We start from the raw sequence: 12,704 nt of genomic DNA, 5'->3' as shown, positions 1-12,704 counted from the left end.
GTGACTCACAAGCACAAACAAAAGGAGAAGTTGATATTATGAATGATCACAGCAAAATTTTAGATTGTACTATTCGTGATGGGGGCTTGGTCAACAATTGGGATTTCAGTGTTGAATTTGTTCAGGACTTGTATAACGGTTTAAGTGCGGCAGGTGTTGAGTATATGGAAATCGGATATAAAAACTCTGCTAAACTTCTGAATGTATCTGAGCCTAACCCATGGAGATTTCTTGATGATAATTTCCTGAAAGAAATTATTCCTGAGAAAAAGTTTACAAAACTGTCTGCTTTGGTGGATATTGGCCGAGTAGATCCAAGCGACATTCTGCCGCGGGAGCAAAGTGTTTTGGATATGATTCGGGTGGCATGTTATATCCGTGAAGTAAATAAAGGCTTAGAGCTTGTACAAATGTTTCATGATTTAGGTTATGAGACTTCGCTCAACATTATGGCTTTATCAAGTGCACCTGAACATCAACTTATTGAAGCATTTGAAATGGTGAAAGAAAGTCCGGTAGATGTTGTGTATATTGTAGATTCCTTTGGCAGTTTGGAACCGGCAGATATCGAGCATCAGGTGAACAAGTTTCAATCCATGATTCCCAACAAACAGCTTGGCGTCCACACGCATAACAACATGCAGCTGGCATTTGCCAATACATTAACTGCGTTTCAAAATGGGGTTGCGTTTCTTGATTCATCTGTTTACGGAATGGGGCGTGCAGCTGGCAATTGCAACACAGAGCTTCTCATTAGCTATATTCCAAAACCGAGCTATGAGCTTAAACCAGTCCTTAGCATCATTGAAAAGTACATGCTGGATATGCGTCAAAAATGGGAATGGGGCTACATTATTCCTTATATGATATCTGGTGTGCTCAATGAACATCCGCGTGTCGCTATGGCTTACCGGGATAGTGCAGACCGGGATAGATTTGTAGATTTCTATGAAAAGGTAGCGAGACCTGAAGCTACTTTTGCCACAGTTACGAAGTAGATTGGAGAGTTAATTGTATTCATAATCGCTATTTTATAGCTGCCTACGGGCGGCTCTTTTTATTATAGAAATAAGTTAGTGCGGCAGTAAAAAAATGGTCTTTAAACTAGCTCGGGCCGGGTGAACCTCTCCATCAAAATCTTTGATTTAGGTGGAGAGGTTCACTACAAACTGATTTTATATTAGCCCTTTTCTTGTGCTATCTTGACAAAAGCTTTAACGAGAGGAGACTGATCGTTCCGTCGATAAGAAACCCCCATGGAAGCAAGGGGTAACTGATTGTTTATATCTTTGTAGACTACTTCTTGGGTATGAAGATTTGTAGCTGATTGAGGGACCACTGCTATTCCCATTCCAGCGGCAACCAATCCAATAACGGTTTGGAACTCGAGAGCTTCTTGTTGAATAATAGGATTACATAAACCCAAAATTTCATTATACAGACCTGCCCACGTTTTTGGCGATAACATAACAAATGGATAAGGTTTAAGATCGGCAAGGGAAATGTTTTGTTTTTTTAGTAATGGATGCTGTTTTGGAACAGCTAATACACAAGGAGCAATGGACACAATTTCAGTACATAAAGAATGATCCAGCACAGGTGGTCTTAAAACGCCTATATCAATTTCGTTTTGACGTAATGCTTCCACTTGCAGCGGGGTCGATAGTTCATGAAGGTGTACTTGAACGTCCGGAAATAGACAACGAAATTCTCTCAGAACAGAAGGAAGAATATCATAGGTCGCTGAACCAACAAAACCTACTCGAAGGTTTCCAAGCTTTCCTTCGTGGCTGCGTTGAGCATTCTCAACAGCACACTGAAGATGATCGAATAGTTTCGAAATATCCTTATAAAATGCTTTTCCTGCTTCCGTTAATTCCACATGCCGATTATTACGGTAAAAAAGAATGACTTCTAACTCTTTCTCTAAATTCCGAATTTGTAAGCTTAATGGGGGCTGTGTAATTCGAAGACGTTTCGCCGCACGGCTAAAATTAAGTTCTTCAGCTACAGCCATAAAGTATTCCAGCTGTCTAAGTTCCATTTTCCGTCACCTGATATTCAGTTATTTAAAAAACATATAATAGTTATATAAATTATATAATTTACTCGCATCTCTTCACAAGATAAACTAACTGTATAAATTATGACAGGAGGCTTACACATGACTACAAATGCAAAGCCAGGTCAATTATCTGTTGGGAAGGTAAAAGAGAACTGGACTGGAGATGCCCGCTTTTACGAGTACACGAATGCTGCTGATCCAATCGGCAGCGGAATTATTAGCCCGATTCCCGCTAAAGAATTCGAACCGGAGTTATACAATTCTGGAGAAACCCGAATTGAAACGCTGGATTTAAGTGAAGAATTAGGAACAGACTATCCAGCAACCAGCCCTTCTCTTCTTGCACACTTCATACGCATAAAAGCAGGAGATTTGATTAAAACAGAGCCAAATGCAACGAGTGAATTATATTACATTATCTCTGGTGCTGGCAGTACCGAAACAAATGGCCAGGTGATCAATTGGAAAAAAGGAGATTTTTTAACACTTCCATCAGGATCACTCAGCATTCATACTGCAGCGGAAGATACAACGATCTACTACATTTTAGATACTCCTCTTTTAGATTATCTAGGTGTAAAAGCAACAGAAGCCCGTTTTACACCAACACTTTATACGGCAGAGCAAGCTAAAGCATATTTGGATGAAGTAGCAAATGCACCCGATGCCCATTTAAAAAACCGTATCTCTATCTTGCTAAATAACCAAAAATTCGATCAAACATTAACCATTACGCATGTATTATGGGCAATGTTTGGGATTGTTCCAGTAGGATCTAATCAAGCTCCTCACAGCCATAAATCAGTTGCTCTTGATTTTGTTGCTTATGCAGCACCTGGTACGTACACATTGGTTGGAGATCAGATAGACCCAGATTCTCAGAAAATCATTGATCCTGTTCGCATCGATTGGGTGACAGGAAAAGCTTTCGTTACACCTCCTGGGTTGTGGCATTCCCATCACAATGAGTCTGGAGAGGCCGCATACATTATACCGATTCAGGATGCGGGGCTTCAAACGTATCTACGTACTTTAGACATTCAATTTACTCATTACGATCAGTGATAAGTAAAGCTAATATTTGGTTGCATATTATGGAAGGACGTTAAAGAATGCGGGTGGCTAAGTTTTGTAAGCGCAATATTGAAGCAACCGAAGCTGGAAAAGTGATAAACATTTTGCAACGTGATTATCAAGGTATAGTAGAACCCATAGTAGTTGGTTGTTTTAAACGATGTTTAGAATGTCGGGTGACTCCATTCTGCCGAATTCAGTTAACGACAATTGAAGCAAAGAATGTAAATGCATTAGTTAAAAAAATAATTCAAACGGTTAATGAAAGACCATAAAGGGTCTTCTAAGAATAGACAAATTACAGGCCTTAACATGCTTCATCCCATTTTTAGTCAGGGAAACAAAGCATACCAGGAATTTGGATAGCATATGGAATTACGCTCAAATGTGCTAGATGGCTGCAGTAGACTTTATTTAAGATTAATCATATATACTTTGTTTTTCTTTGTAAGCGCTGACTTTTTGAAAGAGAAGCGATAAAGATGTTGTGAAGAGGGTGTACTACAGTGACAAAAATGTTATTTATAGGCCTGCTGCTATCACCCTGGCTTATTTATTTGCATGTGTTCTAGGATAAGTGATTGAATCGATCTGGGGAAAATGGAAGAGGCAGAGCAGCTGTGGGAGGAAATAGCAAGGGATTCTTCGCCTGGTAACGATGGCTTCATGCGTTAACTTGTTCGTGATGGTTACATCTCTTATGTCTGCATTTTAATAAATAGGGGAGCGGCAGTCTTAAATAGAAGCCGCTCTTTTTTGTTGTCGTTGCAAAACCAAACAGAAGAGCTCAGTCTATTGTTGTACTAGGCAAGACTTCTTTATAACAGCAGCCCTCATCATCCCACTGATAAGGGCCTTCTTGTATGAGAATCTGCTTAGGGTAGGGGGTAGTGAACCGCTCGGATACATCACCTATATAGGAAAACAATTTAAAAGCCCCGTCCAAGAATCCTAGCAGCTCGTCAAGACAAACCAAGCGAACAACCATATCTATCCTTATCTCATCTTCGCTGTCTATTTCATCATACACTTCCATTACAGCCTGACGAAACACACGATCATGCTTTACCAGTTTCGCGACATCTTTCATAGTTGGAACACCGAAAATGAAATTCAGCTCATCAGAAGGTTCTCGAAGGGCTTTTTCTCCAATTAAGTTGACATGGCGATTAATGGGATTCGTTACATAGTAAAGCCGCTCAAATTCCATAAACACATGTTGGTCCGGATTCGTTTGTTTAACTGCTGGATCCGTTACCAGGTACAAAGCTGAATGATTCACTTATAAAACTCCTTAGTTTTTGCTTTTATTATACCAATTGAAAAGCAGCAAAGGAAAAAGTGAGAATATTGAGCCTAAGAGCAAAACAGAAAGTAATACTTTTTTTGTATGTTCATCCATTTATTGTTTTATTGTACTAGGTTGTAGAATCAAAGCTGATATAAGGAGAAAGGCATAATGAAAAAGCCGTTACATGTTTTAGCTGCATCACTAGTAGCAGGAGCCATTTTCACGTCGTCCATTTCACCAGCGTCCGCACACTAAGGGGACAATTTACGAAGAGGCTGTAGATTTCCTTATGGATAATTATATCTCTGATGGTTAATCCGAGGTATTCGGAGTAGAGATGCCAATTAAAAGAGTGGATGCTACTATTATGATAGCCAAATACTTGGAACTTGATCTCCAGAATGCCCCTGAGACGAATTTTAAAGATGTGCTGGCTCGTGCAGCTCAAGCCGTGGCTGCTCTTAAACATGCTGGAATTGTAAATGGTAAGTCAGATGTATACTTGGGAGCTGTGGACAACATAACGCGAGGCGAAACAGCTATTATCTTTATGAACGCGTTTGAAATGGAGTTGCTTGAAGGCACTTCTGAAAATAGCACATCAACCAAATTCACAGATTTAACAGGCCGCTATGTACAGCCTGTAAACTCCCTTGTAGAACGTGGTATCATTAAAGGAAAATCGAACAACCGATTTGGTACAACTGAGCCTTTAACAAGAGGTCAATTTGCTTTAATGGTTTATAGAATGCACCTGTACAATAAAAAAACGGCGATGGTATTCGCAAAATCCTAAACATCTTAGTAGGGAAGAGAGTGGGCTTGTTGAACCGCTCTTTTTTCTGTCTTTGTTTTAAAATATGCGTAAAATTTGATTGATACACACCGACAGAACAAGTATTTTTCAATATAAAGACAAAAAGGGCAAGCTAATTAGCTTGCCCTTTTCCCCTTATTTCTGGATAAATTGCTGTGTCCAGTAATTTCCGTTTGGCTCGTAGCCTACACCAATTTGAGTAAAGTTACTGTTTAAGATGTTTGCTCTATGACCAGGAGAATTCATCCAAGCTTTCATGACTGCTGCAGGCGTTGTCTGCCCCTTGGCGATATTTTCTCCTGCTGATTTATATGTAATACCGAAATTTTTCATCATGTTAAATGGAGTACCATATGTAGGTGAATTATGGGCGAAATAATTATTTTTCATCATGTCTTGAGATTTGATTCGAGCGACACGAGAAAGCTCCCAATTTTGTGTTAACGGCTTAAGGCCTGCGTTTTGACGCTCAATATTAACTAAACGGATCACTTCTGCTTCCGCATTTGTTACAGCTGTGGAAACCGTCGGAATGTTTAGCGTTTGGCCCGGATAAATCATGTTTGGGTTCTTTACCGATGGATTTGCTGTAATAATTTCTGAGGTTCCAACCTTATATTTACTGGCAATCTTCCACATTGTATCTCCAGATTGAACCGTATAGGTGGTGGCTGCTGAGGCAAGAGATGGCATTAGAGAGACGGTAAGCAGTGTTGCGGCAATAATTTTCTTCATGTTTCCTCCTAAAATTCCTGATTGACTGAATAAGACTTTTCCATTTAAACACAAAGCTAGAAGTCAACCAACAATCAATTTATCCCATTACGATAAGAATGATGCAATGCTGTTATTTATCTACTTAGTTGGGTTAACTATTTTTAACAAACCGGTATATAAGGTCGTCATGATCAGCAAACGTTGAAGATCTTATTGAAGAATAGCTATTAACTAAAAAATAAGTTATAGATGAAATTTGAAGATGTTGCGGAAGCAGCTAAAGGACTGACATTCTTAACAAATAGCCGAGTGATCGAGAGAGAGTTAAAAAATATAAACTATAGATGCTTTTATTGAATAAAACAGAGAAACCCAGAACGGTCTTCTGTTTCTTTTTATAAAATATGAATTTCACCGTTTAAAACATAGGAACTCAAATTTCACTAAACAGCTCGTCCATACATATAAACTTCACTGATTGTGGATTAGACATCAGTTTACGGCACCGGGCGAGCCAAATAAAAACACCTTTAAGTTGAGAAGCGGGTATGTAATTACCTAAAAAACCAACTTGGAGGTGTTTTTCTATTCGCGCCAGTTAAGCGATGCGGCCAATGTAAAAGCAAAGATATTGAAGATGTGAGTGGCTGTATAAAAATATCCGGATCCTTATTTATAAGCATTCATTTTTTGAAAATCATTTTAAAAATCCTTGTTGACAACCCTGTATATACAAGATAAAATGAAAGCGTAAACAGATGCTTGTATATACAGGGAAAGAGTTAGTTTGAAAGCGTCAATATCTTCTATATACAAAGGTTTGATTATTATACAATTAAGAAAGGATTGGAGTTACTCCAATTCATCAGGGGGATAAGGGAATGAGTAAGTATACAGATCCAGCGAAAGAACTGCTGGAACGCATTGGAGGAAAAGAAAACGTCGCTGCCGTTACACATTGTGCAACGAGAATGCGTTTCGTTTTAAAAGATCCGAAACAAGCAAATGTGAAAGAAATAGAAGCGATTAAGCTTGTAAAGGGCACCTTTACACAAGCGGGCCAGTTCCAGGTCATCATTGGAAATGAGGTTTCTTCCTTCTTTAACGAGTTTGTTAAATACGCTGATATAGACAGCGCTTCCAAAGAAGAAGCAAAAGTGGCGGCAAAGCAAAATATGAATTTTATTCAGCGAATGATCGCTCACCTTGCGGATATCTTTACGCCGCTGATTCCGGCGCTTGTAGTCGGCGGTTTGATTTTAGGTTTTAGAAATGTAATCGGTGACATAAAAATGCTCGAAGACGGAACAAAGTCACTGATAGAGGTTTCTCAGTTTTGGGCTGGTGTACATGCGTTTTTATGGTTAATTGGTGAAGCGGTATTCCACTTCCTGCCTGTAGGGATCACATGGGCGATTACAAAGAAAATGGGAACGTCACAAATTCTTGGTATCGTTCTTGGTATTACCCTTGTTTCTCCTCAGCTTCTTAACGCATATGGAGTAGCAGGAGCCAAAGCCAGCGATATACCTGTATGGGATTTTGGCTTCGCGCAGATTGAAATGATCGGTTACCAGGCACAAGTGATTCCTGCGATTCTTGCCGGTCTTGTGTTGGCGTTCTTAGAGCGTAAATTACGTGATATCGTTCCAAATGCTATTTCTATGATTGTCGTACCGTTTTTCGCTTTACTTCCAACCGTTTTAATTGCACACACGGTGCTGGGTCCTATTGGATGGAGCATTGGATCATTTGTTTCTGACGTTGTGTATTCAGGTTTAACTTCATCATTTGGCTGGTTGTTTGCGGCTATCTTTGGATTTGCTTATGCGCCGCTCGTTATTACTGGATTGCACCACATGACGAATGCAATCGACCTTCAGCTTATGAGTGAACTCGGCGGCACAAACCTATGGCCGATGATCGCTTTGTCCAATATTGCACAAGGTTCTGCTGTTTTGGCCATGATTTACATTAATAGAAAAAATGAAGAAGAAAAGCAGGTATCAATTCCAGCTGCCATCTCCTGCTACCTGGGGGTAACAGAACCGGCTATCTTCGGTATCAACCTTAAATACGGGTTCCCATTCCTAGCAGCCATGATTGGATCTTTGACTGCTGCGATTATCTCTGTAGGAAGCGGGGTAATGGCAAACTCCATCGGGGTAGGCGGCTTGCCTGGTATTCTGTCGATCCAGCCGCAGCACATGATCATGTTCGCAGTAGCGATGGCTGCCGCGATTGTGGTACCACTTATTTTAACGATAATCTTCGCAAAAACAAAAGTATCTAAAATGACATTCACTAAAAAAGCAGCTTAAGCAGCAAAGAGGGAGAAGTATTCTCCCTCTTTTTATTTGTCTTGCGTGAGGGGCTTTGACGTTTCATTTATCAAAACGAGTGATCCGATGATCAAAATAGTTATACATCATGCAATACGGCCAGCACTTACAGTACGAGTGTGTATTAGGATAAAGATGGGCGTTTCATATATTATAGAATCCTTGTCCATTATTGTTATTTTTTCTGGTCATTTTCTTTCGTTAAGCTGGCTTCAAACGTATCAATGATGTGCAAGAATCTTTCCGCTTCACGAAAAACGTGGTCGGCCAGGAGGGGATGGATGTTACTTTTAATTCTACATTCTTCAATCAAGTCTCTTGCTGTCTTTTTAAAGTTTCGCAGCGAAACGACCGAAACCCGATTTTGATCTAAAAATTGGTCTAGAAGAGGGGCTGTTTCGGACTGCGGGCGCATAGAATCCAAATCGATTGCTTGATAAAGCAGCTGGTCAAAGTCATGGCTGAACTCCCGTGCCTGCTCCACCAGTTTTCTCTCAGATGGGTCCAGTAAATGACCAATAAATTTCGCATGATCGGCCATGATTTTAAGGAAAAATACATTTTCTTTAATAATCGCTTCTGGCAAAGGCTTTAATTTTCCTTCGTTTAATTCTTTTAAACGCTTAGCAAAATAAGCGGCTTCACGGCTTGTATGATCCACTAATAGGGCATAATTATTTGACCTGATTTGACAGCGTAAAATTAAGCCTAACACTTTACGTTTATAAGCCCATATAGAGGCGGTGGCCTGATACACTTTGCTGTTAAATTGTTTAATGAGCTGGGGATCAGCATCAACGGTGTATGTGCTTAGTTCTTGTTCAATCCGTTCAAATACACCAATAAACTGTTTTGCTTCCTCGATCAATTGTTTATCTTCATAGGTAAAACCTAAACTTAAAAATAAGGCATGTTCTTTCATGATTCTGGACCAGAATCGTATTTCGTCTAAAGAACGGCTTACAAAAAGTTCCGCCATCATTTGACCCCCCTTAAAATGCTAAATGAATTCCACTTCAAAAGTATGCATCAGTTGTTTTAAACATGTGTAACTCTTGAGCTTCGTGCTTGAGTAGCCATTTCTTCAGGAAATAATGGCTTTTGATTATATTCAACTAGAGATTATAAAGTAACACTAAAAGGTGTTATAATGATTTGACACCATTTGGTGTTATTTTTAAACGTGGAGGTTTATCATGCACAAAAATGAAAATGTAACAGAAATCCGTAAAACAGTTGTACTCAATGCCCCGATTGAAAAGGCATGGAAAGCCGTTTCTACATCAGAAGGGATTGCGGCCTGGTGGATGCCAAACACCTTTGAACCTGTTTTAGGACATGAATTTATTCTTCATGCAGGTCCATTTGGTGATTCACCTTGTACAGTAACAGAACTCGATCCTCCTCATCGCCTTGGATTTGATTGGGGTAAGGATTGGCATCTTGCTTTTGAATTAAAAAAGCTTGAAGAGAACAAAACGGAATTCACACTCATTCATTCCGGATGGGATGCAGAAAAAGTCACGGAGTTTGGACAGCCGCACTTAGTCGTTCGTGGAATTATGGATGGCGGCTGGGAGAGCATTATCAAAGAAAAGCTTCCAAAACATATCGAGGCTTAAACATGACCGCATCATCGCCTAAGCACGATGTATTTCAAGCCATTGCGGACCCTACTCGCCGCAGTTTGTTACAATTACTTGCTGACAAGGAAATGTCTATTGCCGCCATAACAGAATATTTCCCTATAAGCCGCACTGCTGTGAACAAGCATCTGCAAGTGCTTGCCGATGCGAACCTTGTGACCAGTCAAAAGATCGGGCGGGAAACCCGGTACAGGCTTCACTCGGAACCGCTGATTGAATTAAAAGAATGGCTTTTCTTTTTTGAGCAATATTGGGATGAAAAGCTGTCCGCTTTAAAACAATTCATAGAGAGTGATAATGATTAGCAGGTGTAAGGGCTATATTACTTAAAGATGTAGCTGCCTTGTTTATGGAATGGTTTATTAAAGAAGAGAAAATAGTTACCGGAAGACGAACGAGATTAGTGTAGAGCTGATGATCATCCTATAAAGAAACTCGATAAAAAGAGTAGACTTTCTGTTAAAATAAACAATATCTTTGAGAGAACCAACAGAGAGGACGTATCATATATGGCTATTACATATCCCCATATTGAGGATTCAAATTTAACATCCTATATTCCGCCAAAAGGGGAATATAAGGTGTTTGAAAATGAAGAGGATTATGCGAAAAAGGTAAGAGAGTGGGGGCTTTCTTCCGCAAAAGAAGCGAAAAAAGAATTTTGGTACAAAGGAAAAACGTATAAGCGGCTCGTGACAATAAAAGGCTACGAGGAATACGGCACCGAAAACGCCGTTAATATTCTGGTCATTGAATTTCAAGACGGCCATTTAAGCTGTATTTATCCAGACTATTTAAAGGATATGCAGTCTTCTAATTTCGGGAAAGAAAGCAGAGTGAACGTGGCAGAAGGGGGAGAACCTCCTGCTGATGCTACGCCTCCTGCCAAAAAAGAAAGAGCTAAAAGTACAGAAGAGAGCACCCCTCAGCCAGCACCTAAAGCCAAAAAGTCGAAGCAGCCTGCTCTTGAGCTGCCGGCAGAAAAAGTTCATTTTACCGCCACAGTGAAGCAGTTTGCCCTAAGCTGGAACCATTTCAGTGAAGAAAACGATGAAGTAGTCGTACTGGAAGATGTTCGGATTGTACAAGAACAGGAAGAACCCGTGAGTATTGGCTTTGCATGGTGCAGTCACAGCAAGACGCTTAAAAAGCTGGAGCTGCAGCCGGGAGAAAACCTCCAATTTGACGGGAAGATTGTCAAAAAGAGCTTCCCAAAAGGAAAAGACGTTGAAGAAAAGTTTATGGTAGATGTTCCGGTGCCGTATAAAATCAACAATCCTTCTAAACTGGTGAAAGAGCAGCCGTCTCTTGAGCTTTAAGCACAACCTATGGCGAGCAAGTCACGCTTTTGTAAATGAACGTCCGCTGTTCTCGCCGGGCATGATAAACAGAAGCCGAAATACGAAAAGTATTTCGGCTTTTTATGCTTCTCTGGTGGAAGCAGCTGAGTTAAATAAGAAGCAATGGAGAGCAAGAAACTATTATATATGGACACCCATTTTGTTCGCTTCTTCTATGATCTCTTTCATTAATGCTCCAACGGTTTGATTTTTGGCTAATCTCGGACTCTGGCCAGACCAAAGGGACATAAAATCTTGATTGTTTTGTGCACTGCTCGTTTTTCTAATCATTTGCGTGAGTTGATTTTGAACAGGAAAATCAGGCACAAGCATTTCGTGCTCCTGCATATCTGCAATAAATTTGTTTTGGATGCCTCTTGCCCATTTGCCTGAAAAAGAACGGGTAAACGTCATCTGGTCTTCAGCCGCATTTAAAATAGCTTCTTTATGTACCTTGTGTGCGCCGCTTTCTACACAAGTCAGGAAAGCTGTCCCCATTTGGACACCTTTTGCTCCTAAGCAGATAGAAGCCATTAATCCTCTTCCATCCATAATGCCTCCAGCAGCAATAACAGGAATGCTTACATGGTCCACAACCTGCGGGATGAGAGACATTAAACCTATTAAGCTCTCTTGGTGCTCATCGATAAAGTTCCCGCGGTGCCCGCCCGCTTCACTGCCCTGCACGACCACCATGTCCATTCCCAATTTTTCATTTTCAATAGCTTCTCTAACCGTGGTAGCTGTTCCGATAAGGATGATGTTATGCTGCTTTAATTCAGCTATTACTTCCTTGGAAGGAATACCAAACGTAAAGGAACAAACAGGGACCTTTTCTTCAATAATCACGCTAATTTGTTCCGTAAAGCTTTGGAAAATACTGCTGAATTCCGGAATATCAGGGTGATCGGCTGGCTCAATATTCAATTGCGTACGAACAGGGTGTAGAAGCTGGTTAGCTGACTGCACTTGGTCTTCTGTCACGTAAAATTCGTTGGGTACAAATAAGTTGACGCCAAAAGGATTGGGTGTTAACTGTTTGATTTCCCTGATCTGTTTTTTTGTTTGAAGAGGAGTCATATAGCCTGCGCCAATCATTCCTAAACCGCCAGTATTAGAAACCTCAGCCACTAATTTCGAAGTCGTGATTCCGCCAGCCATAGGGGCTTGTATAATTGGATACTGAATGTTCAAGCGTTTTGTCATTTCATTCTGTAACATAAGTTCCACCTCAGGGTTTTTATTTGTCCATATATTATATTTCAAGCATACCTTTATTTTGATATATAGCATAATATATAAAAATGATTACAGGTATCAATAAAATATATATAGAAGAGTACCTTGAAAGAAGAGGATCTATGAATCTATATACATCATAAAAGTTCTGAACGGCTACTTCTTTAAACGGC

Annotated in this window: 13 protein-coding genes; 8 read left to right on the top strand and 5 right to left on the bottom strand. The window is 40.1% G+C overall.

Features of this window, described 5'->3' with window-relative positions; all coding sequences use genetic code 11:
- The first annotated feature begins 38 nt into the window (after nucleotides 1-38).
- Nucleotides 39-998 (top strand): aldolase catalytic domain-containing protein, encoded by a 960-nt coding sequence (locus tag RRU94_RS00820; protein WP_315691394.1) that lies wholly within the window; start codon nucleotides 39-41, stop codon nucleotides 996-998.
- A gap of 182 nt (nucleotides 999-1,180) precedes the next feature.
- Here the strand turns inward: RRU94_RS00820 and RRU94_RS00815 are convergent, their stop codons facing one another.
- Nucleotides 1,181-2,044: a LysR family transcriptional regulator gene (locus RRU94_RS00815; protein WP_315691393.1), complete on the bottom strand. Its 864-nt coding sequence runs from the start codon at nucleotides 2,042-2,044 to the stop codon at nucleotides 1,181-1,183.
- 120 nt (nucleotides 2,045-2,164) lie between these two features.
- Here RRU94_RS00815 and RRU94_RS00810 point away from each other — a divergent pair, with 120 nt between their 5' ends.
- Together RRU94_RS00810 and RRU94_RS00805 are read left to right on the top strand one after the other, a co-directional pair.
- Nucleotides 2,165-3,130, top strand: a complete 966-nt coding sequence (locus RRU94_RS00810; protein WP_315691392.1) for a cupin domain-containing protein — start codon at nucleotides 2,165-2,167, stop codon at nucleotides 3,128-3,130.
- Nucleotides 3,131-3,177: 47 nt separating this feature from the next.
- On the top strand, nucleotides 3,178-3,414 hold the full coding sequence (locus tag RRU94_RS00805; protein WP_315691391.1) for a DUF1450 domain-containing protein: 237 nt from the start codon (nucleotides 3,178-3,180) through the stop codon (nucleotides 3,412-3,414).
- A gap of 512 nt (nucleotides 3,415-3,926) precedes the next feature.
- Here RRU94_RS00805 and RRU94_RS00800 read toward each other — a convergent pair.
- On the bottom strand, nucleotides 3,927-4,421 hold the full coding sequence (locus tag RRU94_RS00800) for a hypothetical protein (protein ID WP_315691390.1): 495 nt from the start codon (nucleotides 4,419-4,421) through the stop codon (nucleotides 3,927-3,929).
- A 376-nt stretch (nucleotides 4,422-4,797) separates the two neighbouring features.
- On the opposite strand from RRU94_RS00800, the gene RRU94_RS00795 reads away from it, so the two are divergent.
- The gene (locus RRU94_RS00795; RefSeq protein WP_315691389.1) at nucleotides 4,798-5,226 is read left to right on the top strand and encodes an S-layer homology domain-containing protein; all 429 of its coding nucleotides are present in this window, start codon (nucleotides 4,798-4,800) and stop codon (nucleotides 5,224-5,226) included.
- A 156-nt stretch (nucleotides 5,227-5,382) separates the two neighbouring features.
- Here the strand turns inward: RRU94_RS00795 and safA are convergent, their stop codons facing one another.
- Nucleotides 5,383-5,982 carry a SafA/ExsA family spore coat assembly protein gene (safA, locus tag RRU94_RS00790; protein ID WP_315691388.1) on the bottom strand — a complete coding sequence of 200 codons (600 nt, stop codon included), beginning with the start codon at nucleotides 5,980-5,982 and terminating at the stop codon, nucleotides 5,383-5,385.
- An 863-nt stretch (nucleotides 5,983-6,845) separates the two neighbouring features.
- Between safA and treP the strand changes: the two genes are divergently transcribed.
- Nucleotides 6,846-8,285, top strand: coding sequence for a PTS system trehalose-specific EIIBC component (gene treP, locus RRU94_RS00785; RefSeq protein ID WP_315691387.1), 1,440 nt, complete (start codon nucleotides 6,846-6,848; stop codon nucleotides 8,283-8,285).
- A 196-nt stretch (nucleotides 8,286-8,481) separates the two neighbouring features.
- Here the strand turns inward: treP and RRU94_RS00780 are convergent, their stop codons facing one another.
- A complete protein-coding gene (locus RRU94_RS00780; RefSeq protein ID WP_315691912.1) occupies nucleotides 8,482-9,285 on the bottom strand; it encodes a DUF2935 domain-containing protein in 804 nt (267 codons plus the stop codon).
- Nucleotides 9,286-9,502: 217 nt separating this feature from the next.
- On the opposite strand from RRU94_RS00780, the gene RRU94_RS00775 reads away from it, so the two are divergent.
- The 3 genes from RRU94_RS00775 (at nucleotide 9,503) to RRU94_RS00765 (ending at nucleotide 11,271) form a co-directional block, all read left to right on the top strand.
- Complete coding sequence (locus tag RRU94_RS00775) at nucleotides 9,503-9,928, top strand: SRPBCC family protein (RefSeq protein ID WP_315691386.1); 426 nt, start codon at nucleotides 9,503-9,505, stop codon at nucleotides 9,926-9,928.
- Nucleotides 9,929-9,930: 2 nt separating this feature from the next.
- Entirely contained in the window at nucleotides 9,931-10,257 is a 327-nt protein-coding gene (locus tag RRU94_RS00770) for an ArsR/SmtB family transcription factor (RefSeq protein WP_315691385.1), read from the top strand.
- A gap of 204 nt (nucleotides 10,258-10,461) precedes the next feature.
- Complete coding sequence (locus RRU94_RS00765) at nucleotides 10,462-11,271, top strand: hypothetical protein (RefSeq protein WP_315691384.1); 810 nt, start codon at nucleotides 10,462-10,464, stop codon at nucleotides 11,269-11,271.
- 162 nt (nucleotides 11,272-11,433) lie between these two features.
- Here RRU94_RS00765 and RRU94_RS00760 read toward each other — a convergent pair whose 3' ends face one another.
- Nucleotides 11,434-12,513, bottom strand: coding sequence for an NAD(P)H-dependent flavin oxidoreductase (locus RRU94_RS00760; RefSeq protein ID WP_315691383.1), 1,080 nt, complete (start codon nucleotides 12,511-12,513; stop codon nucleotides 11,434-11,436).
- Nucleotides 12,514-12,704: the final 191 nt, after the last annotated feature.

The sequence above is a fragment of the Domibacillus sp. DTU_2020_1001157_1_SI_ALB_TIR_016 genome (assembly GCF_032341995.1).
GTDB classification, from domain to species: domain Bacteria; phylum Bacillota; class Bacilli; order Bacillales; family Domibacillaceae; genus Domibacillus; species Domibacillus indicus_A.
This window is presented reverse-complemented; position numbering and strand designations above follow the sequence as displayed.

What these genes read in the sequence shown, in the direction of transcription:
- RRU94_RS00815 (WP_315691393.1), bottom strand. Translation starts at nt 2,044, where the DNA reads ATGGAACTTAGACAGCTGGAATACTTTATGGCTGTAGCTGAAGAACTT.
- RRU94_RS00775 (WP_315691386.1), top strand. Translation starts at nt 9,503, where the DNA reads ATGCACAAAAATGAAAATGTAACAGAAATCCGTAAAACAGTTGTACTC.
- safA (WP_315691388.1), bottom strand. Translation starts at nt 5,982, where the DNA reads ATGAAGAAAATTATTGCCGCAACACTGCTTACCGTCTCTCTAATGCCA.
- RRU94_RS00810 (WP_315691392.1), top strand. Translation starts at nt 2,165, where the DNA reads ATGACTACAAATGCAAAGCCAGGTCAATTATCTGTTGGGAAGGTAAAA.
- RRU94_RS00765 (WP_315691384.1), top strand. Translation starts at nt 10,462, where the DNA reads ATGGCTATTACATATCCCCATATTGAGGATTCAAATTTAACATCCTAT.
- RRU94_RS00820 (WP_315691394.1), top strand. Translation starts at nt 39, where the DNA reads ATGAATGATCACAGCAAAATTTTAGATTGTACTATTCGTGATGGGGGC.
- RRU94_RS00780 (WP_315691912.1), bottom strand. Translation starts at nt 9,285, where the DNA reads ATGGCGGAACTTTTTGTAAGCCGTTCTTTAGACGAAATACGATTCTGG.
- RRU94_RS00770 (WP_315691385.1), top strand. Translation starts at nt 9,931, where the DNA reads ATGACCGCATCATCGCCTAAGCACGATGTATTTCAAGCCATTGCGGAC.
- RRU94_RS00760 (WP_315691383.1), bottom strand. Translation starts at nt 12,513, where the DNA reads ATGTTACAGAATGAAATGACAAAACGCTTGAACATTCAGTATCCAATT.
- treP (WP_315691387.1), top strand. Translation starts at nt 6,846, where the DNA reads ATGAGTAAGTATACAGATCCAGCGAAAGAACTGCTGGAACGCATTGGA.
- RRU94_RS00795 (WP_315691389.1), top strand. Translation starts at nt 4,798, where the DNA reads ATGATAGCCAAATACTTGGAACTTGATCTCCAGAATGCCCCTGAGACG.
- RRU94_RS00805 (WP_315691391.1), top strand. Translation starts at nt 3,178, where the DNA reads ATGCGGGTGGCTAAGTTTTGTAAGCGCAATATTGAAGCAACCGAAGCT.